This is a genomic window from Azospirillum agricola (assembly GCF_017876095.1).
In the GTDB taxonomy this organism is placed as follows: Bacteria; Pseudomonadota; Alphaproteobacteria; order Azospirillales; family Azospirillaceae; genus Azospirillum; species Azospirillum agricola.
The window spans coordinates 166,216-191,219 of record NZ_JAGINM010000010.1 but is presented as its reverse complement, the minus strand read 5'-3'; the positions used below and the strand labels follow the sequence as shown (position 1 = coordinate 191,219).

Here is a 25,004-nt window from a genome sequence, read left to right as displayed (position 1 = left end):
AACGGCTTCTCAGAACCGCTCGATCATCTCCACCCCGGCCGGCAGGTCGGTGTGGTCGATCCGGATGTCGTAATCCTCGAACCGGCGGGCCGGCGGCACCGTGTCCAGTTCGGGGCTGTCGAGATCATACACCGCACCCCGCACGTGGCGTCGCACCGCGACGCGCCGGAACAGGCTGGCCGCCGATGCGTTGCCGAGCGCGCTGTCGTGGCGGAACACGACCAGCCGCCGGCTGGCCATCTCACCGCGGGCGGCCGAGCGGTCATGGTCGAACATCCGCTCCAGCGCCGTCCACAACAGGTCGAGGTCGGCCTCGTCGAAGCCGGTGCCCTCCGCCTTGCGTGGCCGCTCACCCGGGCCGCCGCGCTCGGCTTGCTTGGCCGAGACGAAGCCATGGACCCGGTACAGCGCGTAGGGCACCCGGTGCTTGCGCCCCATCGTCCGGTTCTCCCGCCGCTCGCCCTCCTCCGCTCCCCTGCCACCCTCCTCCCCCGCCGGGTCGGCGTCTGCATCCACAGCCGCGCTTCGCCCGTCGCCGACCCGTTTCCCCCGAGCCTTCTTACGGCAGCGCTCCTCCACTTCCTCGGTGGCGGCCATGCGGGTGATCGTCAGCTCCTGCGGCACGATCGGCTCGAGCGACTGGGCGAAGGCCAGCTGCACCGGCCCAGCACCTGGCCGCAGTTCACCCCCGTGCTCATCACCGCCCCGAAGGCACGGACGTCGAAGAAATGGTCGCACATGAAGCGACGCACCGCCGCCGCCTCGTCCTCGTCGCGCGGCGACAGCCGGGCGGCCGTCGCCACCATCGTCTCGCCGGGCCGCACCGCTTGGTAGGCGGTGCGGTGGGTCCGGTTGAGGATGCCACCGTCCTGCAGATAGATGCCGAAGCGTGGATCGTCGCCATGGAACAGGCTGACGTAGTTGCGGATCTTGCGCTTCAGGCAGACATCGGTGACCAGCCCGTGGCTGGTGTCGGGATCGAGGCGCGGCTGGTTGCCGCTGTCCGGATCACCGTTGGGGTTGCCGTTGGTCACGTCGAACAGCAGGACGAATTCGTGGCGGTTGGCGATGACGGGCATGATGTCACTCCTCGGGCTCGGGAGCCGCGTCGGCGCCGTCCGGGTTGGGCTGGGACGCCGGGTCGGCAGCCTCCGGGGCGGGTTTGCGGGTGTGGCGCTGGTGGTGATAGCCGACGGCGAAGCGGCCTTGGCCGAGCGGCTGCAGTTGGCGCGGCAGGCTCATGTCCAGCCCGCGCATGATCTCGTCGATCTCACGCTCGAACCAGACGGCAAGGCGGCGGGTCCGGCGATCCCGGTGCAGCGCCGCCAGATGATGGGTGGTGGTGCGCAGCAGGCTGGGGAACACGCTGGCCGGGGTCGCCGAGGCGGCGCCGTAGTAGCGGTCGCGGACGCTGGCGTTGAGTTGTCCGAGGGCGGCACGCTGGGCGTTCTCGAGGACGGCGAACAGCCGTCCCAGCCGGTAGGCCTGGTCGGATTCCGTGCGGTCGAGGCTCACGGGCACCCCCTGGGTCGGGTTGATGGACGGATCGGCGGCACCGCGCCGGTGCAGGCGGGCCTCGCGCTGGAGGATGGCCTTGCACAGGGCGGCGCGCGGGCCGTCGGCCGGCTCGCCGGCGCGCAGGCGCTGGATCACCGCCGTCAGCAGGGCCCGCGGGTAGCGGTCGCCGGTGAGGATGGCCCGCATCAGCTCGCCGGCGAGTTGAGGCGGGATGGTCTCGGGCCGCCCCTGCCGCGCCAGGGCGTGGAGCAGCGCCTCCGGTGCCGGTGGCCGTTTCCAGGCCGGCGGCTCGAGCCGCAGATCGTCCCAGTGGGCGGTCAGCCGCTCGAGCAGCGCCCCCGCCGTCAGCACCTGCCAGAAGCGCACCGACAGGCGCGGGCCGTTCGGCGCGAGACCGAGAACATGCACACGGACCTCGGGCTCGACACCGAGCGCGGCGGCCCGGCCGGCGGACGGTGCGTCCAGCCAGGCCCAGTTCCGGACAGGGTCGGGTCGGTCGCTCCCGTCACGCCGGCGGTCGGGCGGACCGGTGGGGAGCAGCACGGCGGCGACCAGCGCCTCGACCCGGCGGGCCGCCGCCTCGCCGTGGACGGCGGCGTCGGCCCAGAACAGCGTGGTGGTGTCGCCGATCCGCAGCCGGCAGCCGCTGCCCGGCACCAGCAGGGCGTTGAGCGCCGCGCCATACTGGAAGGCGGCGGCCTCCGAGACCGGGGCGTTGTCGCCCTGGCGCTTGCCGTGCGAGGTGAAGGCGGCCTGGTGGAAGGAGACCAGCGACGCGCCGGTTTCGCGGGCGCCCGACACGCCCTTGATGGCGGGGTGCAGGCGGGCGACCGGCGCGGTGCGGCCGGTGACCAGACACACCGCGTCCGGCCGGTTGCCGGTGGCGGCGTGGACTTCCCAGAGCGCCCGCGCCGCCGGCCGGTCGTGCAGGAAGCGGGGCCGGCCGGCGGCATCGCTGTCGCCGGCAAGGCGGAAGGCCAGGGTGCGGTCGAGCAGCGCCGGCGAGAACGGTGGCTCCGCGAAGCGCTCGGGCGTCCAGCGCTGCAGGAAGCGCAGCAGCGTCAGCAGGCCGGGGTCCTCGGTGCCGGCGAGCAGCCGCTCGTGCCAGACGCGGAAGGCGTCGGCGCGGGCGGCGTAGGCCGCGGGCTCGCCGCCCTCCGCGGAACGGCCGAGCCCGAGAACGTAACGGCTGTTGTCCCACAGGAAGAAGGGCGGCGGCCGGATCCCCGAGCGCTTGGTCGAGCGCGGCACCGTCAGCGCTTGGCCCCGGCCCTGACCACGCGTCCCAAGCCGCAGGTCGTCGCAGGCGACCGGTTCGCCGTCGGCGGCGAGCACGAGGCCGAAGGCGATGGCCTCGGAGCTGTAGCCGAAGGGGGCAACGTCGTGGCGGCGCTCCAGCCGGCCGTAGTGGGCGGTGAGGGCGGCGAGGACGCTCATGGCCGCACCGCCGCCGCGACGAAGGGCGGAACGTCGATGACGCCGTCGCGCAGGACGGCGTGGAAGAAGCGGGAGGCGCGGTCGGCGGCGTCGTCGATGTCGAGCAGCATCAGGCCGAGATCGCGGTCGCGCTGGTCGTCGGGCAGCCGGTGCGCCGGCGGCGGGCCTTCCCACAGCGCGACGTCGGCGGGAAACTCGCGGGTGCCGAGACACGGGGTGCGGAAGCATTGGCCACGGCGGGCACGGCGGGTGGCGATGGCCAAAGGCTCGTCCAGCCGGTCGCCGGCCGGAGCGTCGTCGGTCAGGATGAGGTGGGCGGTGACCAGATAGTCGACCTCGACCAGGATGGTGGCGGCGCGTCGCTGACGGTTGTCGGCGGCGGCGCGCGGCAGGGCGTGGAGGTCACCGGTGCGCATGGCGTGGCGCACGGTGGCGACCGGGACGCGATCACCGACCTCGTTGCGGCTGAGCGACTGGAGGCGGATGGGGGTGAGCACGTGGATGCGGTCGATGACCCAGCGCAGGCCGGGGCGCCAGTACACGGCATCGAAGATGCCACGGGCCGCGGAGGGCGTGATCACCTCATAGGAGGCACGTTCGGTCTTGAACTCGGCTCGGGAAAAGCAAGCGCGCGCGCCCGAAACGCGCAGTGTGAGGCTGTAAGACATGAGGCCTCCTGCGACGACGGTTCGACAACACGATATTCAAATCTTGGCTCTAAGGAAGGCTGGTATTCGTGATAGATTTCTGATATAATCATCTAATATATATTGGATTTCTGAAATATTTCTTTGTTATTGATGTTTTTTGGTTGCCCCCTTTGCGATGCTCTGAAGGTCGCTGTCTTCAAACGATATCTTGCGGCTTTGATGACAGGAGGAGCCAAAGGCATCTCCTGCGAGGAACCGCAACAACACGTCAACCAAGTTTCGGATGGCGGGCACCTGGAGGTGGACGCCGATCGGGCGGTCACCACAACACTCACAGTGTGGGAGATTTTACAAACGGATCCGCTTGGTAGGGGAGCGATTTCACAGCATCCCCACACTCTCCGCTGGTCCCGGAGGCGTGCGGTTGTGACGGACCATTTTATGGTTCCAAGGAGTGCAGGTTATGGGTGCTCTCGTAACACTTTATGGTTCCATCCAGAAGACCAGAAGAGCATTCCTGCACAACGGTTGCGCAAAGTTTCCAGTCGCTCCTTAATGTTGGTTTGGCGCACATGAATGGCAACATTACACAACGCTGCGTCAGCAAACATTCCGTGGGAGGACAACGCCAATGACCACCGAACTCCATCACCTGATCGGCGGCAAGCTGGTTGCCGGAACGTCGGGCCGCTTCTCCGATGTCTTCTCCCCCATGACCGGCGAAGTTCGTGCCCGGGTTCCGCTGGCCAGCGTCGCCGAGATGCGTGGCGCCGTGGAGAACGCCAAGGCCGCCCAGCGCGGTTGGGCCGCGCAGAACCCGCAGAAGCGCGCCCGCGTGCTGATGCGTTTCCTCGATCTGGTCCAGCGCGACTATGACCAGCTGGCGCTGCTGCTGTCGCTGGAGCATGGCAAGACCATCGTCGACGCCCGTGGCGACATCCAGCGCGGTCTGGAGGTGGTCGAGTTCGCTTGCGGCATCCCGCATCTGCTGAAGGGCGAGTACACCGAGGGCGCCGGCCCCGGCATCGACATCTACTCCATGCGCCAGCCGCTCGGCGTCGTCGCCGGCATCACGCCGTTCAACTTCCCGGCCATGATCCCGATGTGGAAGTTCGCCCCGGCCATCGCCTGCGGCAACGCCTTCATCCTGAAGCCGTCGGAGCGCACCCCCGGCGTGCCGGTCAAGCTGGCCGAGCTGATGCTGGAGGCCGGCCTGCCGGCGGGCGTGCTGAACGTCGTCCATGGCGACAAGGTGGCGGTGGACGCCATCCTCGACGATCCCGACATCAAGGCCATCGGCTTCGTCGGCTCGACCCCGATCGCCGAGTACATCTACAACCGCGGCTGCGCCAACGGAAAGCGCGTGCAGTGCTTCGGCGGCGCCAAGAACCACGCCCTGGTCATGCCCGACGCCGACCTCGACCAGGCGACCGACGCGCTGATCGGCGCCGGCTATGGTGCCGCCGGCGAGCGCTGCATGGCGATCTCGGTCGTCGTCCCGGTCGGCAAGAAGACCGCCGACGCGCTGATGGAGCGTCTGATCCCGCGCGTCGAGAGCTTGAAGATCGGCCCCTCGACCGATGGCGCCGCCGATTTCGGCCCGCTGGTGACCCGCGAGCATCTGGAGAAGGTGAAGTCCTACGTCGAGATCGGCGTCAAGGAAGGCGCCACGCTGGCGGTCGACGGCCGCGACTTCAAGATGCAGGGCTACGAGAACGGCTACTACATGGGCGGCTGCCTGTTCGACAACGTCAAGCCGGACATGCGCATCTACAAGGAGGAGATCTTCGGCCCGGTCCTGTCGGTGGTCCGCGCCGACACCTATGAGGAAGCGCTGTCGCTGCCGAACGACCACGAGTACGGCAACGGCGTCGCCATCTTCACCCGCGACGGCGACGCCGCCCGCGACTTTGCCAGCCGCGTCGACGTCGGCATGGTCGGCATCAACGTGCCGATCCCGGTTCCGCTGGCCTACTACACCTTCGGCGGCTGGAAGCGCTCGGGCTTCGGCGACCTGAACCAGCACGGGCCGGATTCGGTGCGCTTCTACACCAAGACCAAGACCGTCACCTCGCGCTGGCCGTCGGGCATCAAGGAAGGCGCCAGCTTCGCCATCCCGACAATGGACTGACCATCGCTCTCGCGCGTCACGCCCTTTCCCGACGAATTGGTTGCCGGAGGGGGCGGGACGCGATGGGAAGACGCAGCCGGTCTTGACTGTCCAGGGTGACGCGATGTCCTTCGAACTGTCCGACGATCAACTCGCCATCCGCGACATGGCGCTGTCCTTCGCCCGTGACGAACTGGCGCCCTTCGCCGTCGAATGGGATCAGAAAAAGCATTTTCCGGTCGACAAGCTCCGCGCCGCCGGCGACCTCGGCATGGGCGGCATCTATGTGGCGGAGGAGCATGGCGGCTCGGCCCTGTCGCGCTTCGACGCCGTCGTCATCTTCGAGGCGCTGAGCCAGGGCTGCCCGACCATCGCCTCCTACATCTCGATCCACAACATGGTGGCGGGGATGGTCGACGCCTTCGGCTCGGCGGAGCAGAAGACCCATTGGCTGCCGAAGCTCTGCCGGATGGAATGGCTCGCCAGCTACTGCCTGACCGAGGCCAACGCCGGCTCCGACGCGGCGGCACTGCGAACGCGGGCGGTGCGCGACGGCGATTCCTACGTGCTGAACGGCGCCAAACAGTTCATCTCGGGAGCGGGAAGCTCCGACCTCTACCTCGTTATGGCCCGCACCGGCGAGGACGGCCCCGGCGGCATCAGCGCCTTCCTGGTGCCCAGGGACACGCCCGGCCTGTCCTTCGGCGCCAACGAGCACAAGATGGGCTGGAACGCCCAGCCGACCCGCGCCGTGATCTTCGAGGACGCCCGCATCCCGGCCTCCGCCCTGCTGGGGCAGGAGGGGATGGGCTTCAAGTTCGCCATGAAGGGGCTCGACGGCGGCCGCATCAACATTGCTGCCTGCTCGATCGGCGGCGCCCAGGCGGCGCTCGACGCGGCGCTGAGATACATGGGCGAGCGCAAGGCGTTCGGCCAATCGCTCGACCGTTTCCAGGCGCTCCAGTTCCGCATCGCCGACATGGCGACCGAGCTGGAGGCGGCGCGTACCTTCGTCCACCGCGCGGCGGCGGCGCTCGACGCCAAGAGCCGGGACGCCACCCGTCTCTGCGCCATGGCCAAGCGCTTCGGCACCGACACCGGATTCGAGGTGGCCAACAGCGCGCTGCAACTCTTCGGCGGCTATGGCTACCTGTCCGACTATGGGGTCGAAAAGATCGTGCGCGACCTGCGGGTGCACCAGATCCTGGAGGGCACCAACGAGATCATGCGCCTGATCGTGTCGCGCAGCGAGATCGCCCGCCTGGGGTGACCGCCAGCCAGGCCGCAACAGCCAACAACCAAAAGCAACGCACCGAGGGAGAAGCGCACATGGCCGTCATCGGTTTCATCGGTTTGGGGAACATGGGTGGCCCGATGGCCGCCAATCTGGTCAAGGCCGGACACAGCGTGCGCGGGTTCGATCTCGTCCCGGCGGCGATCGATGCCGCCCGCGAGGCCGGCGTGGCGATCGGCGCCTCACCGGCCGACGTGGCGCGCGAGGCCGACATCGTCATCACCATGCTGCCCAGCGGCAAGCATGTGCTGGGCGTCTATGACGGCGCCGAGGGCATCGTCGCGGCGGCGCGGCCGGGCGCCCTGCTGATCGACAGCTCGACGATCGACGTGGACTCCGCGCGCAAGGCGCACGCGCTGGCGGCGGCCAAGGGGGCGGCCTCGCTCGACGCGCCGGTGTCCGGCGGCGTCGGCGGGGCGGCGGCCGGCACGCTGACCTTCATGGCCGGCGGCGAGGCGGACGCCTTCGAGCGCGCCCGCCCGGTGCTGGAGGCCATGGGCAAGAAGATCGTGCTGTGCGGCGGCGCCGGGGCCGGGCAGGCGGCAAAGATCTGCAACAACATGATCCTCGGCATCTCGATGATCGGCGTCTGCGAGGCCTTCGTGCTGGCGGAGAAGCTGGGGCTGTCGCACCAGTCGCTGTTCGACGTCGCCTCCACCGCGTCGGGCCAGTGCTGGTCGCTGACCAGCTATTGCCCGGTCCCCGGCCCGGTTCCGGCCAGCCCGGCCAACCGCGACTATCAGCCGGGCTTCGCGGCCGCGCTGATGCTGAAGGATCTGAAGCTGGCCCAGGAGGCCTCGCAGAGCGCCGGCGCCCCGACCCCGCTGGGGGCGGCCGCGACACAGCTCTACGCCATGATGGCGGCGGCCGGCGAAGGCGGCGCCGACTTCTCCGGCATCATCCGCATGCTGCGCGGCGACAACGCCTGACACGGTTCGGCGGGGAGGGTTCGCCCTCCCCTCCCCTGCCGGGCGCTCCTTACGACGGCAGGAACAGCCCCTGCTCCCGCCGCACGGTCTCGGCGATGAAGTCGGCGGCCACGGCGATGCGCGCCATCGACCGCATGTCCTCGTGGACGATCAGCCAGAAGGAGCGGGTGATCGTCACCTCCTCTTGCAGAACCGGCACCAGCGCCGGCTCCGATCGGGCGATGAAGGCCGGCAGCATGCACAGCCCCGCCCCGGCCAGCGTCGCCTTCATCTGCGCGACCAGGCTGCTGCTCTTGATGCGCGGGGTGATCGTGCCGATGGCTTCAATGTAGTCCAGCTCCGGCGCGAAGATCAGATCGTCGATGTAGCCGATGAAGTCGTGGCTGGCCAAGGCCGCGCGATTGCCGATGGGCGGATGCGCGTCGAGGTAGTCGGCCGTCGCGTAGAGACCCAGCCGGTAGTCGGTGAGCTTACGGGCGTAAAGCCGCCCTTCCTGCGGGCAGGACAGGCTGATGGCGAGGTCGGCCTCGCGCTTCGACAGGCTGAAGACGCGCGGCATGGCGACGAGCTGCACCTCCAGATCCGGATGGCGGTCGCACAGGCCGCCGATGCGCGGCGCCAGGAAGCAGCTGCCGAACCCTTCCGGCGCTCCGATCCGCACCGGGCCGGACAGGGAGGAATCCCCATCGGCGACCATGCTCTGCGCCAGGAAGGCGGCGCTTTCCATCGCCTCGGCGGTGTCCTTCAGCCGTTCGCCCTGGGTGGTCAGGGTGAAGCCGCTGGGGCGGCGCTCGAACAGCGTCACCCGCAACGCCTCCTCCAGCGCGGTGATGCGGCGGCTGACCGTGCTGTGGTCGGCCCGCAGGCGCTGCGCCGCCGTGGTCAGCGTGCCGGCGCGGGCCACCGCCAGGAAGTAGCGCAGATCGTTCCAGTTGAAGTCGGCCATCGTCGATGCTGCGTCACGGAGTCCAGGACGGAAAGGGGGCGAACTGTCCCATCAACCCGCGCGCAAGACAAGTGCGGCACGATCGCCCTCCCCTCTCACCCACACCCGCCGGGGTACCACGAATCCGATATCGCGCTCCCATTTCGCACGGACGAAAGAAGCGTGGCGGGCGTTTATCTCTGGTGATCGGGACCGGCGACGAACGGGGAGCGTGATGGCGCGGCGCGGCTGGCTCTGGGTGGTGATCGCGGCGGTGGGAATCGGCGCGGCGGGGACCGGCATGGGCAAGGCCCATGCCGCCGTCGATTGCTGGCTGCTCGATGGCGACCGCAAGGAGCAGGCGGCCGACAGCGGCCTGTGCGGCGACGCCTTTTCCCGCAACAGCAAGCCCGGCGAGCCGCCGACCCTGGGGCCGACCGCCAGCCTGCCGGAAGCGCCGCTCCCGCCTCCGCCCCCGACGGTGACGCCATCGCGCAAGCCGGTCCCCAAGGCGGCATCGGTCCGCTCCCGCTCCCACGCCGGTGGTCCGCACGCCTCGCGCCGGATGCCGGTCCAGACCGCGCAAGCCCGATCCGGCGGCGATTTCTTCGACAGCCTCCAGCGGGATTTCGGGAAGCTGGTCGACCTGCTGGGCGGCGACGCCTCACAGGGCACCCGGCGGGCGGGCAACGGCGGCTCCAGCTACCCGTCCCATTCCGGACGCTGACGCGGACGCGCCGGGCGGGCGGGTGCCGGGCGGGCGGAGGTCAGGAGGCTGCCCCGACATCCTCCGCTTCGACGTCGATGGTGATTCCGCCCGTCGGCTTGTCCGGATCGATGCCATGGTCGCGCAGAAGCTCCGCGCGGATCTCGGCAAGCCGCGCCGTGTGGCGGGCGTATTCGGCCAGCAGCTGCTTGCGGCGGTCGGGGGTGCTTTCCGGCTTCGGCGCGCGCAGGGACTGCTTGAAGTCGATCAGCTGCCGCCGCGTGACGTCCGGGCGGATGAGGCCGACCGCCTTGGCCCGCTCCAACTCGTCCGGCTTCATCGTCACGATCTGGTAGGCGACGCTTTCGGCCCCCGGCAGCATCTCCATCGTCAGCCGGCCGGTGTCGATGGCGTCGGCGACCGCACGGAAGCGGAAGGCGGTCTCCACCGAGAAGGGCATGTCGCTCTCGATCATCGCCTCGAACTCGCCGTGGGGAAGGGTTTCCTTGGCACGGTTCAGATAACGGCCGATCGACAGGAACTCCTTCCGGCTGCGGTTCCAGTGATAGCGGATCTCCTGCGTGAACTCCTGCCGGGTGCGGCAGGGAACGATGGCGTCGCTGATGTCGGCGGCACGGCGGTCGGCCTTCGATGCGGGCAGCGCCGCCGGCGCCGCGGGGGCGGCCGGGCTTCCGCCGGGCGCGGGCGCCGCCCTGCCCTGCTCCGCCGCTTTCTTCATGAAGGACTTGACGTTCACCATTTCTTTCACAGCCCCAATTCGTGCCGGACGAAATACCAGGCGCCCAGACATTCATCCGCGCCGTTCACCGCGCCGACATCGACAATGGAACAGCCGATGTCGTCGACCCGGTGCATGTCCTCGATGTCCGGAACCTCGTGCGGCACCAGCCGGCCGATGCGGCCCAGCTCAAGCTTGGCCTCGCGCAGGCTGACCGAGCGGCGCTTGACCCGGTTCAGCAGGAAGGCGGCCGGACGGCCATAGTCGCGCAGGAACTCCATCCAGGGAATGACGCTCATCTTGTCGAACCGCCCGACGCCGGTCGGCACCAGCACCAGATCGGCCCGGCGCAGCAAAATCTTCGTGGCCTCGGGAAACAGCTCCACCGACGGCGGGGTGTCGACGAAGACGACATCGTAGGCGTCCGGAGCGATCTGCGCCAGCGCGGCCCCGGCATCCTCCAGCGAGCCCTCGAAATGGTCGATGCGGGCGACGTCGTGCGGACGGCGCAGCTCGTGCCACTGGCCGAGCGTGCGCTGCGGGTCGAAGTCCAGCGTGGCCACCCGCATACCGTCGCGGGCCGCCGCGACGGCGGTGTTCTTGCAGCTCGTCGTCTTGCCGGTGCCGCCCTTGGGCGCGCTGTAGACCACCCAGCGGGCGGCGGCTGGGCCTGTCTTCTTTACGGGCTTCGGCGGGCGCGAGCCCGGGCGTTTCTTCGCAGCGACGGCGGTCGGACTGGCCATCGATTCCCCCTGCATCGGCATGATAGGCTCTTGTAGCGGATCGGCCGGCGCACCGGAAGGCCAAAGAAATTTACCGGTCAAATCGGCAGTGGATGGCGTTACCGGTAACGCTTTTGCCGGCTCCGGCGCATCGAATCCGTCGCCGGTAACGCTTTTCCGTCATCGGGCGGAGGGATTGCATCCAAAGCGGGCGGACTCAAGAACAGTTGCAAAAAGATTCAACAATTTCCTTGCTATAACAATATCGCCGACCGAAGAAACATCGGGCTGTCGGCAATTTCGGGTGGAGAGTCGGCCGAAAGCGCAGTACAGTGGTGAAAACAATCCGGCTCCGGATGACGCTGTCCGCAAGAGCCGTTCACGACAGCCGGACGCGGAGCGATGCGGCCGCCCGGCAACTTGGTTGATTGGGCGCGGGGGCTGGTTTCGTCATGTCGGGTGAATTTGCGGGTCGTGACGCGTCGTTCCAGCGAAGCGGAGAGCATGGCCCTGTCGAGCCTTCCCGATCCGCGCCGGCGCTGCTGCCGCGCCTGCGGGCCAGCACGGCGCTCGCAGGCGCGGCCGGGCTGCTGGTGCTTGCGGCTTCGCTCGCGCCCTCCATCGCCCTGGCAAACCCGGAGGGCGGCGCCGTCGTCGCCGGGCAGGCAGCCATCCGCTCCAACGGGCCCGGACAACTCGACGTCATCCAAACCACCTCCAAGGCGATCATCGACTGGCAGCGCTTCGGCGTCGGCGAAGGCGAGCACACCCGCTTCCAGCAGCCCGACGCCAACGCCATCACGCTGAACCGGGTGGTCGGGACCGAGCGCTCCGACATCCTTGGCCGGCTGTCGGCGAACGGGCAGGTCTGGCTGGTCAACCCCAACGGCATCCTCTTCGGCCCCAACGCCAGGGTCGACGTCGGCGGGCTGATCGCCACCACCCACGACATCCGCAACGAGGATTTCCTCGCCGGACGTTACAATTTCGAGGGGCGCGCCGGCTCCACCGCGACGGTGGAGAACGCCGGGACCATCACCGTCGCCCAGGCGGGCCTCGCCGCCTTCGTGGCGCCGGGCGTCGCCAACCGCGGCACCATCGAGGCGCGGCTCGGCGAGGTGGCTCTGGCCTCGGGGCGGAAATTCGTCGTCGACCTGTTCGGCGACCAGAAGATCAACATCGCCATGGACGCCAAGACCGACGCGCGTCCCGTCGGCGCCGACGGCAAGCCGGTCGATTCGCTGGTGGCGAATTCGGGCAAAGTCTTCGCCGACGGCGGCCGCGTGCGGATGTCGGCCGCCGCCGCCAAGGGGCTGGTGGACCGGGTGGTCAACATGACCGGCACCGTCCAGGCCCGCACGGTGGAGCAGAGGGATGGGGAGATCGTCCTGCTCGGCGACGGCGGCGATGTCGAGCTGTCCGGCACGCTGGACGTCTCGGGAAGCGGGGCCGGGCAGAAGGGCGGCAGCGTCGCCGTGTCGGGCGACCGCACCGCGCTGACGGCGACGGCGCGCATCGACGCCTCCGGCCGGGCCGGGGGCGGCGAGGTGCTGATCGGCGGCGACGTGCAGGGCGGCAGGGCATCGGCGGCGACGCTGGCCGGCCACAACATCCGCCCGGCGCGCAAGCCGGTGCCGCCATCGGCGATCACCGTGGTGCAGGCCGGGGCCACCATCGGCGCCGACGCCGTCGAGAACGGGCAGGGCGGCAAGGTGGTGGTGTGGGCCGACGACCGCACCCGCTTCGACGGCGCCGTCTCCGCGCGTGGCGGCGCGGCCGGCGGCGACGGCGGCTTCGTCGAGACGTCGGGCAAGCTGACCTTGCAGGTCGGGGGACGGGTCGACGCGCGCGCGGCCCGCGGCAGGGCCGGCTCGTGGCTGCTCGACCCGAACAGCATCACCATCGCCGACACCGGCACCGACAGCATGGCGGGCGGGCTTTACGACCCTCCCGGCACGAGCAGCATCGCGCCCTCGACGATCGAGGCCGCGCTCGACGCCGGCACCTCCGTGACCATCATGACCACGTCGTCCGGAACCGGCGGAACCGGCGACATCGTGGTCAGCAACTCCATCGAGAAGACGGCCGGCGGCGATGCCACCCTGACGCTCCAGGCCTACCGCAACGTCGTCGTCAACGCCGACATCACCTCCACCGCCGGAGCCCTGAACCTGGAGCTGATCGCCAGCAGCGAAGGGCAGGGCGGCGTGGTCAAGGTGAGCGGCGCGTTGGGCGCGGGGCGCCTCATCAACACCAACGGTGGCTCCTTCTGGGCCGGCGGCATGCCGGGGGTCGAACCGGACCCGGCGGAGGGGTTGGGCGGCAACGACGGCAGCCAGATTTACCGCTCCGGCATCGATTTCTCCCACACCACCGTCCGGACCACCAACAGCGGCGGCGGCGGAACGGGCGGGATCACCCTGCATGGCAAGGGCGGCGACGACCTCGGCGGCCAGAATCACGGCGTCCTGCTGACCGAAAGCCATCTCCAGACCGGCGCCGGCGCGATCACCCTGGTCGGCATCGGCGGAAGCGACCGCGAGGATCCCTATTCCCCCTACAACACCGGCATCACCCTGACCAATTCGACCCTGACCTCGGCAAGCGGCGCGATCCGTCTGACCGGCACCGGCGGAAGGGCGAACGTCTACGACAACGAAGCCATCGTGCTGAAGGACGGCACGTCGCTGTCGACGGCCGGCGACATCACGGTCACCGGATACGACCGCGACGTCCGGCTGGACCAGGTGTCCCTGAGCAGCGGCGGCCAGGTTTCGGTGGACGCCCAGGATTTCGATCTGCGGATCACCGGCAATTCCTCCAACCGCAGCACCATCAGCGGCCAGACGGTCCGTCTGTCCGGCGATTTCAGCGTGTCCGTCTCGGACACCGACATCTCGGCGTCCAACGGGGCCAGGCTGTCGGCCAAGGGCGACGTGAGCCTGAGCGAGAGCAGCATCCTCGCCGGCGGAGCGGTGACGCTGAACAGCGACACCGACGAGTCGGACGACGGCGCCGTCATCCTGGATCACGCGACCATCACCTCCACCGGAGGCGGCGCCATCACGGTGGGCGGCGGCGACGATCCGCTCGCGAAGGCGGCCAAGACCCAGTCGGGAATCCAGGAAGCCGGCGTGTCGATCCGCGACAGCCAGCTGGCGTCCAACGGCGGCGACATCTCGATCATCGGCGAAGGCCTCGTCTCCGGCACGTCGGAGGTCAGGGGCGTCGCCATCATCGGCGATTCGACCTCGATCAACGCCGGCAACGGCCGGATCCTCATCCGCGGCACGACGACCTACGAGGCGGGCAACTACTCCGCCCCGTCGATGATCGGCGGCGTCCTGATCGATTCCGGCAGCGAGAGCAACGCACTGACGATCACCTCGAACTCCGCCGCCGCCGACGCGGTCGTGATCGAGGGAAGCGCCGCCCCGGTGACGGCCAGCCAGACCCCCGGCCTGTACATCACCCACGCGACCTTGATCAGCGCCCAGGGCGGCGTTCGGCTGAAGGGGCAGAGCGGCCAATCCTCGTCCAGCGCCGTCGTGGCCGGCATCGACCTCTACGCCAACAGCTCGGCCGGCATCAAGGTGGTGTCGCACGCCGGAACGGTCACACTGGAAGGGCTGAGGAGCGCCGATCCCAAATCCACCGGCATCCGCATGACCGACTATGTGCAGATCGGCAACGGCGTCACCGGCAACGCGGTGAACGTCACCCTGACGGCCGATTCGATGGAGATGGAGGACAACGGCAACGGCTACCGCCCGATGATCCTCGGTGGCGGCGCGCTGGTGGTGCAGCCCTGGAGCACGACGGGCACGATCGGGATCGGCAGCGGCAGCGGCCTGCTGCGGGTGGCCACCGACGGGGAGGGCAACCTCTGGAGCTTCGGCAATGATTTCTCCTCCGTCACCATCGGGCGGGCCGACGGGGAGGGGCTGATCACCGTCGACGGCCCCTTGCGGCTGAACCGGCATCTGACCCTGCGCGCACCATCGGCGGCCAGCGCCCAGCCGGCCATCAGCCTGGACGGCTTCGTCAGGATCATCAACGGCACGCTGACGCTGAACAGCGGCGGCGCGGTGACGCAGAGCGCGCGCATCGAAACGACCCACCTGGAGCTGCTCGGCTCCGGTTCCTACCAGCTGGACCACGCCGACAACGCCGTGACCAAGCTCGCCGGCACCACCGGATCCGTCACCCTGACAAACGCCGGAGATCTGGAGATCGGAAGCGCGGGCGGGAGCGCGGGGCTGACCCTCAACAACGGCACGCTGTCCTTGACCACCACGGGCGGAGGCATCTATCAGACGGCGGCGTTGCGGGGTGTCGGCCTCCTGACGCTCTCCTCAAGCGGCACCATCGAGCTGGACCGCCCGGGCGTGGACAACGGGATCGCGGCGCTGGGCAGCGTCCAGGGGCATGGCAACCTGTTCCTGTCCAACAGCGGCAACGGCCTTCGCCTGACCGGGGCGGTCGGCGGCGGCAACGTCTCCATCCGCACGGCCGGCAACCTGACGCTCGACGGTGGCGCCAGCGTCGCGGCCACCGGCATCGGCAACATCGTGCTGGCGGCCAACGGACGCTTCATCAACACCAGCACGCCGCCCGCCGGCTCGTCGAGCCTGAGCGTGCAGAACGGCCGCTGGCTGGTCTACGCCGCCAGCCGGACCAACATGGTCACCGGCGACCTGACGGCCGGCACGGTCTACGGCCAGACCTACGCCTCCTACGGCCCGCAGGCGGTGACGGAAAGCGGCAACCTCTTCATCGTCGCAGGCGCGTATCCGACATCGCCGCCGCCACCGCCGCCGCCCGTATCGCCCCCGGTCTCGCCGCCGGTCGTACCCCCGGTGTCGCCGCCGGTGTCGCCACCGGTTTCCCCCCCTGTCTCGCCACCCGTGTCGCCGCCGGTTTCCCCCCCGGTGTCGCCACCCGTCTCGCCTCCGGTTTCTCCTCCGGTGTCGCCGCCGGTCTCACCGCCGCCGCCGGTAACGACGGATCCGGAAACGCCGCCCACGCCCGTGTCGCCGCCGGTCTCCCCCCCGCCGCCCCCTCCCGGCGCGACGCCGGTGTCGCCACCGGCGGCCACGGCGAATCCGAACGTCCAGAGCACGCTGCAAACGGTGGCGGCCGTCACCGCCACGCCGGTCACGACGCCTCCGCCCCCGCCGTCGGGGGTTGGATCGGCCTCGGCCCAGAACACCGACCCCGTCCAGTTCCTGAACCGGCTCCAGCAGGGCGAGCCTCTGTCCCAGGACGGCGGCAGCGACCCGGCCGGTCCCCCGCCGAACGCTCCGGCGCAGACCCCGCCCCCCCCGACCGGCGGCGGCAGCGGGCAGCCGTCGCCACCGGCCGGACCGACGACGGTGAGGCTGGCGTCGGGATCGACGATCACCTTCTCGGCCGGCGCCAACGCCGCCCATTCCGCCGGCGCGATGCTGACCCAGCCGAGCCCGCAGATGCTGGCCTCGCCCCAAATCCAGGCGGCGGCGGGCAACCTGATCCAGGCGGCGTCCGGCGGCGGCATGGCCCAGGCGGTCGCCGAGATCGCCGGCAGCGGGCTGTCGCCGATGGAGCAGCGCGCGGTCCTTCAGAACGTGCCCGTCGCCACCCTGATCGGCGGCCTGGCGCAGAGCGGCGATCCGGTCGCCGCCGGTGTCGGCGCCATCCTCCAGGGCATCATGGGGGGAGGGCAGAACGGCTACGCCGAGGTCCGGACCGCCGTGCAGCAGGCCGGGGTTCCGCCCGCGGTGGCGCGCACCTATCTGGCGATGGCCCAGCGGGTCCAGCGCGAGGAGCGCACCCGGAGCCTGAACGGCGCCCTGCGGCAGCTCGTCGCCGATCCGTCGGCCTCCGACATGTTCACCCGCCCGGCCATCTTCACGACGCTGCCCAGCCTGCGGCAGGGGCGGGGAACGCGCACGCGCGGCAACACCATGACGCTGCGCGGCGTCGTCACCGACAGCGCCAACGTGGCGGAGGCGCGGGTCAACGGCCGCTGGGTCTTCATCGACGAGCAGGGGCAGTTCCGCACCAGCATCCCGGCCACCCCCGGCGAGACCGAAGCCACCCTGACCATGACCGACGAGGCCGGCGCCACCACCGAGCAGCGCATCCGCATCGATGCCAACGCCAGCGCCGAACCGGTTCCCTCGGGGCTGGGCGGGCGCAGGATCGCGCTGATGATCGCGGTGGACACCTACAAGGACAGCGGCATCCCCGCCCTGGCGACCCCTGCCGCCGACATCGCCCTGGTCGGCAAGGAGCTGAGCGAGCGGTTGGGCTACGAGACGCGGGTGCTGCGCAACCCGACCAAGGCGCAGATCGGCGAGGCGCTGCGCAAGCTGGGCCGCGAGGTCGGCGACCAGGACCAGGTGATGGTCTATTACGCCGGCCACGGCTACGAGCTGGCGGAGACCGGCACCGGCTACTGGCTGCCGGCCGACGCCAACACCGACAGCGCGAAGAACTGGGTGTCGAACAACGACATCGGCCGTTTCCTCAGCCGCATGCCGGCCCGGCACGTCATGGTGGTGTCGGACAGCTGCTATTCCGGTGCCTTCACCAAGGAACAGAAGATCGACGCCGCCGCGATCGGCAGCGACGACGAACTGCGCCAGCGCCGTTCGGTGATGGCGCTGTCGTCGGGCGGCGACGAGCCGGTGGCCGACGGTGACGTCAACTCTCCCTTCGCGGCGGCGCTGGTCGAGCGGGTCCGGACGCTGCCGGCCGACAGCAACGGCTTCGGCCTGTACCAGAAGGTCCGCGAGGACGTGAGCAAGGAAGCGCCGCAGACCCCGCAATACGGCGTCATCAAGGCAGCGGGTTACGACGAGGGCGGCGATTTCCTGCTCGCCCTCGGCAAACCGCTGGTGAATTGAGACGAGGGTCGCCGCGCATGTCGTCCTCGCCCTCGGAGCGCCTGTTCCGCAAGGCCGCCCTCGACCGCCTGTCCTCGCCGGAGGAGCTGGACCGCCTCGTCACCCTGACGAGCCCGCGCGGCTGGCTGGCGCTGTCGGCGACGGCGGCGCTGCTGGGGCTGGCGGTGGTCTGGGGCTTCGCCGGCAGCCTGCCGACGCGGGTGACGGGATCGGGCATCCTGGTCAGCGGCGGCGGCCGGGTGTTCGACGCGGTCGCCCCGGCGGCCGGGCTGCTGGTCGAACCCGCCGTTCGCTCCGGCGACACGGTGACGGCCGGGCAGCTTCTGGCCCGCATCGACAGGGCGGATCTGGAACAGACCCTGTCCCACGCCCGCGCCGTGCTGGCCGAGCGCGAGGCGGATCTCGACCGCCGCGCCGACCAGCTCGACCGCGAGGCCAAGGCGCGGAGCGCCAATTTCGCCAGCCGCCGCGCCGCCCTGGATCAGGTCGTGGCGGCGGCGGAGACGCGCGTGCAGTTCCTCGACACCATGCTGCGCGGGCAGGAGGACATCGCCGCGCGCGGCTTCGCCACCCGCCAGCGCGTCGAGGAGACCCGGCAGGAACTGGCCGCCGCCCGCCAGAGGGTCAGCGACGCGAAGAGCCAGCGTCTCCAGATCGACACCGAGGCGCTGGACATGGCAAGCCGCGCCGAACAGGCGCTGTCGGACGGCCGCGACCGTGTCGCCGACGCCCGCCGCCACGTCGAGGAGACGCGCCTCCAGATCGAGCAGACCACCCGCATCCTCAGCCCGGCCGACGGCCGCGTCACCGAATGGAAGGTGGCCGAGGGCACGCGGATCGCCGGCGGCACCCCGGTGGTCAGCGTCGAGAGCGGGGCGAGCCATCTGCAACTGATGCTCTACGTGCCGCCGGAACACGGCAAGAAGCTGAAGCCCGGCATGGACGTCCGCATCGCCCCCTCCACCGTGCGCAAGGAGGAGTACGGCACGCTGGTCGGCACGGTCGCCGAGGTGTCGGACTTCCCCTCCACCCCGCAGGGCATGCTGGCGGTGTTGCAGAACGACCGGCTGGTCCAGCAATTCTCGGCCAAGGGCCCGCCCTTCGCGGTCCGGGTCGATCTGGCGCGCGACGCCGGCTCGGCCACCGGCTACCGCTGGTCGTCGGGTGGCGGGCCGCCGATCAGCGTCACCAGCGGCACCCCGGCGGAGGGCGAGGTGACGGTGCGCGAACAGCCGCCGATGGCCTTCGTCATCCCGGCGTTGCGCAAGGCGACCGGGCTGTGAGCAAGCCGGATGGAAAGCCGCCTGCCCCGAAGCGGACGGCCCCGAAGCAGACCCGCGTCCGCACCCCCACCATCCTGCAAATGGAGGCGGTGGAATGCGGCGCCGCCTCGCTCGCCATCATCCTGGCGCATTTCGGACGCTGGGTGCCGCTGGAGGAACTGCGCGTCGCCTGCGGCGTGTCGCGCGACGGCAGCAAGGCCAGCAACCTGCTGCGCGCCGCCCGCGGCTACGGCCTGACCGCCAAGGGCTTCAAGAAGGAACCGGACAAGCTGGCCGACATGCCCTGGCCGCTGATCGTCCACTGGAACTTCAACCATTATCTGGTCTTCGAGGGCTTCAAGGGCGACCGCGCCCACCTGAACGACCCGGTCACCGGCCCGCGCAGCGTCTCCCGCGCCGAGTTCGGCGAGGCCTTCACCGGCGTCGTGCTGGCCTTCGAGAGGGGGGCGGAGTTCAAGCCGGGCCGCAAACCGCCGGGTTTCGCCCGCCTGCTGGGACGGCAATTGGCGCGGTCGCGCGCGGCGGTGGGCTACGCGCTGGCCGCCACGGTCGCGCTGGTGCTGCCGGGGATCGCCCTGCCGGCCTTCACCAAGGCCTTCGTCGACGAGGTGCTGGTCGGCGGCCAACGCGGCTGGCTGGTGCCGCTGCTGCTGGGAATGACGGCGACGGCGCTGGTGCGCGCGTTGCTGACCGCCCTGCAACAGGGCGCGCTGCTGAAGCTGGAGACCAAGCTCGGCATGGTGCTGGCCAGCCGCTATCTGTGGCGGCTGCTGCAACTGCCGGTGCCCTTCTTCGGCCAACGCCATCCTGGCGACATCGCCGGGCGGGTCGCCGCCAACGACCGGGTGGCGCGGCTGCTGTCGGGCGAGCTGGCGACGGCGGCGCTGAACCTGCTGACCGTCCTGTTCTTCGGGCTGGTCATGCTGGCTTACGACCCGCTGCTGGCCGGAGTCACCGTCCTCCTGACCGCCGGAAACCTGCTGCTCCTGCGCGGAGCCTCGCGCGGGCGCGACGATGCCGGCCGCCGGCTGCTGGCGGAGCAGGCCAAGCTGGGCGCGGTCACCGTCGGCAGCATCCAGGCCATCGAGACGTTGAAGTCCGCCGGGCTGGAAGGGCAGGCGTTCGAGCGCTGGGCCGGCCATCAGGCGCGTCTGCTGTCGGTGCGCCAGACGCTGGGCGTGCATTCGGGGCTGCTGACGGTGGCGCCGGGCTTCCTCAACGCGCTGGGCACGGCGGCGATTCTCGGGCTGGGCAGCGTCCGCGTGATGGACGGGGCGCTGACGGTCGGCACGCTGGTGGCCTTCCAGAGCCTCGCCGCCAGCTTCTCGGCGCCGGTGGCGACGCTGGTCGGCATGGGCGGCACGCTGCAACGGGTGACGGCGGATCTGCAACGGCTGAACGACACGCTCGACCATCCGGTCGATCCGCAGTCCGGCCTGACCGGGCAGGGCGGCGCCGTGCCTCGACCCGACGGTCCGGCCCGGCCCGACGACACCAGACTTGACGACACCAGACTTGACGGCGCCAGACTTGGCGGCGCCGTCGAACTGGTGGACGTGTCCTTCGGCTACAGCCCGCTCGACCCGCCGCTGATCGAGGGGCTGTCGCTGTCGCTCACCCCCGGCATGCGGGTGGCGCTGGTCGGCGGGTCGGGCAGCGGGAAATCCACCGTCGGCCGGCTGATCTGCGGGCTGTGCCGGCCCTGGTCGGGACGCATCCTGTTCGACGGACGGCCGGCCGCCGAGATTCCGGTGAGCCTGCGCGCCGCCTCCGTCGCCTATGTCGATCAGGACGTGTTCCTGTTCGACGGCACGGTGCGTGACAATCTTACATTGTGGGATGCGACCGTCCCGGAAGCCGCCCTGACCGCCGCGCTGGCCGACGCCGCCATCCTCGACGAGGTGGCCGGGCGTCCCGGCGAACTCGACGCCCCGGTCGCCGAGGGCGGGGTCAATTTCAGCGGCGGCCAGCGCCAGCGGCTGGAGATCGCCCGCGCGCTGTCCGGCAACCCGTCGATCCTGGTGCTGGACGAGGCGACCGCCGCGCTCGACGTGGCGACCGAGGCGCTGATCGACGACAACCTGCGGCGGCGCGGCTGCACCTGCGTCATCATCGCCCACCGGCTGAGCACGATCCGCGACTGCGACGAGATCATCGTGCTGGACCGCGGCCGGGTGGTGGAGCGCGGCACGCACGAGGCACTGCTGGCGCGCGGCGGCGAATACGCCTCGCTGATCGCGGCGGGGTAGGGGCTGTGTCCGCATGAAGCCAGACCTCATCCTCGACCATTCCGCCGCCGCCGACGTCCCCACCGCCCCGATCCTGGTCGAGGGCGGCAACCACCGGCCGCTGCTGCTCAACGATCCGGCGCTCGGCTGGCGGCTGGAGGATGGCTACGCCGACCTCTTCCACGTCGCGCTGAAGGACGGCGTTCCGGTCGGACGCCGCCACCACCTGTTCCGTGCCGAGGCCGGCGCCGTGCTGTTCGGCACGCCCACGCAAGGCGGCACGGCGCTGGTCGCGATCGGCTCGATCGGCGCCCGGCTGCGCGGCGTCGACCGCCGGGAGCTGGCGGCCGCCGGCGATTTCCAGCCGCGCGCCGAAGCCTGGATCCTGCGGCTGACCGACGCCGCCACCGGCGGCGAAGCCGTCTGGCCCGACCGTGTCGCCGAACCGGGCACGCATCGCCTCGATCCCGCCGCGCGCCTGCACGCCGCCCCCCGCCGCCCGCTGTGGCTGCGGGTGGAGGAGGGCGCGGCCTCCTGGCTCGGCGGTCCCGCCCTTCCGGCGGGCGCCCCACCGCTGCCGCTGACCGAACGGTCCTGGATCGAAACGGCGACCGGCGCCACCCTGTCGCTGGCCGAGGCCTGGCCCGACGCGCCGCAGCTGTGGCCGGCGCTCGACCGCTTCCACGCGCTGGTGCTCGACCGCATCGGGACGCGCGTCTCCACCCAGGCGGACCAGGAGGCGCAGCGGGTCCGGCGCAGCCACGACTCCTCGCGCGACGCGCTGGCACAGGCGCTGGGCGGCATGAGCGGGCTGGTCGACGGCGCGGTCCCCGACACCGCCCCGCTTCCCGACAGCGGCGACCCGCTGGCGACGGCGCTGGCGGCCGTAATGGCCCACATCGGGGTGATCGATCCCCCGCCGCGCCCGGACGCCGGCCAGGACGGCGCCACCCCCGCCGCCCGCCTGAGCGGCCTGCTCGCCGCAGCGCGGCTGCGCAGCCGCAAGGTTCTGCTGCGCGAGGGCTGGTGGCGGGTGGAGGGCGTGGCGATGCTCGGCTGGCTGGGCGCGGAGCGGCAGCCCGTCGCCCTGCTGCCCGGCCCCACCGGCTTCACGATGCGGTCCGCCGCCGACAGCCGCCGCGTCACTGCCTCCATCGCCGGGCAGCTCGCCCCCGACGCCCTCCACGTCTACCGCCCGCTGCCGGCCCGCGCGGTGTCGGCGATGGAGGCGATCCGCTTCCCCCTGCGCGGCCTCGGCGGCGACGGTCTGCGGCTGGCGCTGTGTGGGCTGGGCGGGGCGCTGTTGGCGCTGCTGACCCCGGTCGCCACCGGCCTCCTGTTCGACGACATCATCCCGCGCGCCGAGCATGGGCAGCTCGCCTTCGTCATCGCCGGGCTGGTTGCCGCCGCCGTCGGCGGGGCCGCCTTCGATCTGGTCAAGACACTGGCGGTGCTGCGGCTGGAAAGCCGGATCGACGGGACGATGCAGGCGGCCTTCATGGACCGGCTGCTCGCCCTGCCGGTCGGCTTCTTCCGCCGCTTCACGGCGGGCGACCTCGCCGACCGCACGCTGGGGCTCCAGACGGTGCGCGAGATCCTGGCGGCGAGCACCATGGCCGGACTGCTCGGCTCGGTCTTCGGGCTGGTCAGCCTCGGCCTGCTGCTGGTCTACGACGCGCGCCTCGCCCTGCTGGCGGGGGGGATGGCGCTGCTCTCGGCGCTGGTGACGGGGGTGCTGTCCTACGGCCAGCTCCGCCACGAGCGCGAGCACATCCGCCGCCAGGGCCGGCTCGACGGGCTGGTGCTGCAACTGATCGTCGGCATCGGCAAGCTGCGCGTCGCCGCCGCCGAGCCGCGCGCCATGGCCGAATGGGCGCGCGGCTTCACCGGGCAGAAGGCCCGCGCCGTCGCCGCCCAGCGCTACGCCAACGCGCTGGAGAGCTTCCACGCCGCCTTTCCGACCCTGGCGTCGGTCGCCGTCTTCGCCGCCGTCGCCCTGCTGATGGAATCCGACGCGAAGGAGCAGGCGCTGCAAGCGCTGGCCGCCACCCCCGGCGAGGCGCCGCCGGATCCCTTCTCGACCGGCAGCTTCCTCGCCTTCACCACCGCCTTCGGGCAGTTGCTCGCCTCGCTGACCGCGATGGCGCAGGCGCTGACCAGGAGCCTGACCATCCTGCCGCTGCTGGAGCGCGCGCGGCCCATCCTCGACACGGCTCCCGAGGTGCCGGCGGGCCGCGACGCGCCGGGCGATCTGGCCGGCGGCGTGTCGCTCAGCCGTGTCGCCTTCCGCTATGGCCCCGACGCGCCGTTCGTGCTGCACGATCTCAGCCTGTCGATCGAGCCGGGTGAGTTCGTCGCCGTCGTCGGCGCGTCCGGCAGCGGCAAATCCACCCTGCTGCGCCTGCTGCTTGGGTTCGAGCGGCCGGACCGGGGCGAGGTCTTCTTCGACGGCCGGGCGGCGGAACGGCTGGATCTGGCCGCGGTGCGCCGGCAGATCGGCGTCGTGCTCCAGAACGGCCGGGTCACCGCCGGCAGCCTGTTCCAGAACATCGTCGGCACCGCTCCGCTCGGCCTCGACGACGCCTGGCACGCCGCCCGGCTGGTCGGGCTCGACCAGGACATCGAGGCGATGCCGATGGGCATGCACACGGTGCTGATGGACGGCGGCGGCACCCTGTCGGGCGGGCAGCGCCAGCGCCTGATGATCGCCCGCGCGCTGGTCCACCGCCCGCGCATCCTGCTGCTGGACGAGGCGACGAGCGCGCTCGACAACCGCACCCAGGCGGTGGTGACGGCGTCGCTCGCCAAGCTCAGCGTCACCCGCGTGGTGATCGCCCACCGGCTCAGCACAATCCGCGACGTCGACCGCGTCTTCGTGCTGGAGGGCGGGCGGCTGGTCCAGTCGGGGCGTGGCGAGGATCTGATGGCCGTGGACGGACCTTTCAGAAGGCTGGCCAGCCGGCAATTGCTCTAGGAAGGCGGGGGAGGGGAACGATCATGCGCAAGGTGCTGTACATCCTGGGCAATCTCAGCGACGAGGACATCGAGTGGATGGCGCGGGCCGGCAAACGGCTGGACGTCGGCGACGGCCACGCGCTGGTCCGCCAGGGCCAGCCCGCCGAGCAGCTCTACATCGTGCTGGAGGGCCACGCCCTGGTGGAGGTCGCCGGGGTCGGCACCGTCGCCCGGCTGGGCAGCGGCGAGGTGATCGGCGAGGTTTCCTTCGTCGATTCGGCGCCACCCTCGGCCACCGTGTCGGCCGACGGTCGCTGCATCGCCCTGGCGCTGAACCGCCGCGACGTCGAGGCGCGGCTGCGGACCGACGGCGGCTTCGCCGGGCGCTTCTACAAGGCGCTCGCCATCTTCCTGGCCGACCGCCTGCGCGGCACGGTGGACCGGCTGGCCTACGGCAAGGGGCAGGCCATGGCGGCCGGCGCCATCATGGAGGACGAGCTGGACGAGGGGCTGCTCGATCAGGTCTCGCTCGCCGGCGCGCGCTTCGACCGCATGCTGAAGACGCTGATGGGGGCTCCCGCCTGACGGCGGTCCTTGTCCCGATGAAGGTCCTCGTCC

Annotated in this window: 14 protein-coding genes and 1 pseudogene; 9 read left to right on the top strand and 6 right to left on the bottom strand. The window is 70.8% G+C overall.

The genetic code is table 11. The features are described from left to right. Positions 1-9: 9 nt before the first annotated feature. The 3 genes and pseudogenes from cas7c to cas5c form a co-directional block, all read right to left on the bottom strand. Positions 10-1,079 (bottom strand): annotated as a pseudogene (gene cas7c, locus J2847_RS16815) (type I-C CRISPR-associated protein Cas7/Csd2). A 4-nt stretch (positions 1,080-1,083) separates the two neighbouring features. Beyond that, positions 1,084-2,955 carry a type I-C CRISPR-associated protein Cas8c/Csd1 gene (cas8c, locus tag J2847_RS16810; protein WP_209780062.1) on the bottom strand — a complete coding sequence of 624 codons (1,872 nt, stop codon included), beginning with the start codon at positions 2,953-2,955 and terminating at the stop codon, positions 1,084-1,086. Continuing rightward, positions 2,952-3,623 carry a type I-C CRISPR-associated protein Cas5c gene (gene cas5c / locus J2847_RS16805; protein WP_209780061.1) on the bottom strand — a complete coding sequence of 224 codons (672 nt, stop codon included), beginning with the start codon at positions 3,621-3,623 and terminating at the stop codon, positions 2,952-2,954. Before cas5c ends, cas8c begins: the two co-directional genes overlap by 4 nt. Before the next feature lie 613 nt (positions 3,624-4,236). Between cas5c and J2847_RS16800 the strand changes: the two genes are divergently transcribed. The 3 genes from J2847_RS16800 to mmsB all read left to right on the top strand — a co-directional run bounded on the left by J2847_RS16800 (position 4,237) and on the right by mmsB (position 7,938). After that, positions 4,237-5,736 carry a CoA-acylating methylmalonate-semialdehyde dehydrogenase gene (locus tag J2847_RS16800; protein WP_085551981.1) on the top strand — a complete coding sequence of 500 codons (1,500 nt, stop codon included), beginning with the start codon at positions 4,237-4,239 and terminating at the stop codon, positions 5,734-5,736. A 103-nt stretch (positions 5,737-5,839) separates the two neighbouring features. Continuing rightward, positions 5,840-6,985 carry an acyl-CoA dehydrogenase family protein gene (locus J2847_RS16795; protein ID WP_209780060.1) on the top strand — a complete coding sequence of 382 codons (1,146 nt, stop codon included), beginning with the start codon at positions 5,840-5,842 and terminating at the stop codon, positions 6,983-6,985. Positions 6,986-7,044: 59 nt separating this feature from the next. After that, positions 7,045-7,938, top strand: coding sequence for a 3-hydroxyisobutyrate dehydrogenase (gene mmsB, locus J2847_RS16790; RefSeq protein WP_209780059.1), 894 nt, complete (start codon positions 7,045-7,047; stop codon positions 7,936-7,938). A gap of 49 nt (positions 7,939-7,987) precedes the next feature. Here mmsB and J2847_RS16785 read toward each other — a convergent pair whose 3' ends face one another. Then, positions 7,988-8,884 carry a LysR family transcriptional regulator gene (locus J2847_RS16785; RefSeq protein WP_085551978.1) on the bottom strand — a complete coding sequence of 299 codons (897 nt, stop codon included), beginning with the start codon at positions 8,882-8,884 and terminating at the stop codon, positions 7,988-7,990. Between the two features lie 214 nt (positions 8,885-9,098). Here J2847_RS16785 and J2847_RS16780 point away from each other — a divergent pair, with 214 nt between their 5' ends. Beyond that, a complete protein-coding gene (locus tag J2847_RS16780) occupies positions 9,099-9,590 on the top strand; it encodes a hypothetical protein (RefSeq protein ID WP_411800595.1) in 492 nt (163 codons plus the stop codon). Positions 9,591-9,630: 40 nt separating this feature from the next. On the opposite strand, the gene J2847_RS16775 is transcribed toward J2847_RS16780, so the two are convergent. Together J2847_RS16775 and J2847_RS16770 are read right to left on the bottom strand one after the other, a co-directional pair. Beyond that, positions 9,631-10,329, bottom strand: a complete 699-nt coding sequence (locus tag J2847_RS16775; protein WP_233474580.1) for a DUF3102 domain-containing protein — start codon at positions 10,327-10,329, stop codon at positions 9,631-9,633. Positions 10,330-10,334: 5 nt separating this feature from the next. Then, positions 10,335-11,051 (bottom strand): ParA family protein, encoded by a 717-nt coding sequence (locus tag J2847_RS16770; RefSeq protein ID WP_233474579.1) that lies wholly within the window; start codon positions 11,049-11,051, stop codon positions 10,335-10,337. A 431-nt stretch (positions 11,052-11,482) separates the two neighbouring features. Between J2847_RS16770 and J2847_RS16765 the strand changes: the two genes are divergently transcribed. From J2847_RS16765 to J2847_RS16745, 5 genes are read left to right on the top strand one after another with little or no spacing between them, the layout of a single operon-like run. Further along, entirely contained in the window at positions 11,483-17,920 is a 6,438-nt protein-coding gene (locus J2847_RS16765; RefSeq protein WP_209780057.1) for a two-partner secretion domain-containing protein, read from the top strand. A gap of 17 nt (positions 17,921-17,937) precedes the next feature. Next, positions 17,938-19,203 carry an NHLP bacteriocin system secretion protein gene (locus J2847_RS16760; protein ID WP_209780056.1) on the top strand — a complete coding sequence of 422 codons (1,266 nt, stop codon included), beginning with the start codon at positions 17,938-17,940 and terminating at the stop codon, positions 19,201-19,203. Beyond that, entirely contained in the window at positions 19,200-21,452 is a 2,253-nt protein-coding gene (locus J2847_RS16755; RefSeq protein WP_325169430.1) for an NHLP family bacteriocin export ABC transporter peptidase/permease/ATPase subunit, read from the top strand. The genes J2847_RS16760 and J2847_RS16755 overlap by 4 nt, the downstream gene beginning before the upstream one ends. A 13-nt stretch (positions 21,453-21,465) precedes the next feature. Next, entirely contained in the window at positions 21,466-24,405 is a 2,940-nt protein-coding gene (locus J2847_RS16750; RefSeq protein WP_209780055.1) for an NHLP bacteriocin export ABC transporter permease/ATPase subunit, read from the top strand. Between the two features lie 23 nt (positions 24,406-24,428). Next, positions 24,429-24,971: a cyclic nucleotide-binding domain-containing protein gene (locus tag J2847_RS16745; protein ID WP_209780054.1), complete on the top strand. Its 543-nt coding sequence runs from the start codon at positions 24,429-24,431 to the stop codon at positions 24,969-24,971. The last annotated feature ends 33 nt before the right edge of the window (positions 24,972-25,004 follow it).

Excerpts from the sequence above, each read along its gene's own strand:
- J2847_RS16770 (WP_233474579.1), bottom strand. The coding sequence starts at position 11,051 with ATGGCCAGTCCGACCGCCGTCGCTGCGAAGAAACGCCCGGGCTCGCGC.
- J2847_RS16765 (WP_209780057.1), top strand. The coding sequence starts at position 11,483 with ATGTCGGGTGAATTTGCGGGTCGTGACGCGTCGTTCCAGCGAAGCGGA.
- J2847_RS16775 (WP_233474580.1), bottom strand. The coding sequence starts at position 10,329 with ATGGTGAACGTCAAGTCCTTCATGAAGAAAGCGGCGGAGCAGGGCAGG.
- J2847_RS16760 (WP_209780056.1), top strand. The coding sequence starts at position 17,938 with ATGTCGTCCTCGCCCTCGGAGCGCCTGTTCCGCAAGGCCGCCCTCGAC.
- J2847_RS16785 (WP_085551978.1), bottom strand. The coding sequence starts at position 8,884 with ATGGCCGACTTCAACTGGAACGATCTGCGCTACTTCCTGGCGGTGGCC.
- mmsB (WP_209780059.1), top strand. The coding sequence starts at position 7,045 with ATGGCCGTCATCGGTTTCATCGGTTTGGGGAACATGGGTGGCCCGATG.
- J2847_RS16800 (WP_085551981.1), top strand. The coding sequence starts at position 4,237 with ATGACCACCGAACTCCATCACCTGATCGGCGGCAAGCTGGTTGCCGGA.
- cas5c (WP_209780061.1), bottom strand. The coding sequence starts at position 3,623 with ATGTCTTACAGCCTCACACTGCGCGTTTCGGGCGCGCGCGCTTGCTTT.
- J2847_RS16780 (WP_411800595.1), top strand. The coding sequence starts at position 9,099 with ATGGCGCGGCGCGGCTGGCTCTGGGTGGTGATCGCGGCGGTGGGAATC.
- cas8c (WP_209780062.1), bottom strand. The coding sequence starts at position 2,955 with ATGAGCGTCCTCGCCGCCCTCACCGCCCACTACGGCCGGCTGGAGCGC.
- J2847_RS16745 (WP_209780054.1), top strand. The coding sequence starts at position 24,429 with ATGCGCAAGGTGCTGTACATCCTGGGCAATCTCAGCGACGAGGACATC.
- J2847_RS16795 (WP_209780060.1), top strand. The coding sequence starts at position 5,840 with ATGTCCTTCGAACTGTCCGACGATCAACTCGCCATCCGCGACATGGCG.
- J2847_RS16750 (WP_209780055.1), top strand. The coding sequence starts at position 21,466 with ATGAAGCCAGACCTCATCCTCGACCATTCCGCCGCCGCCGACGTCCCC.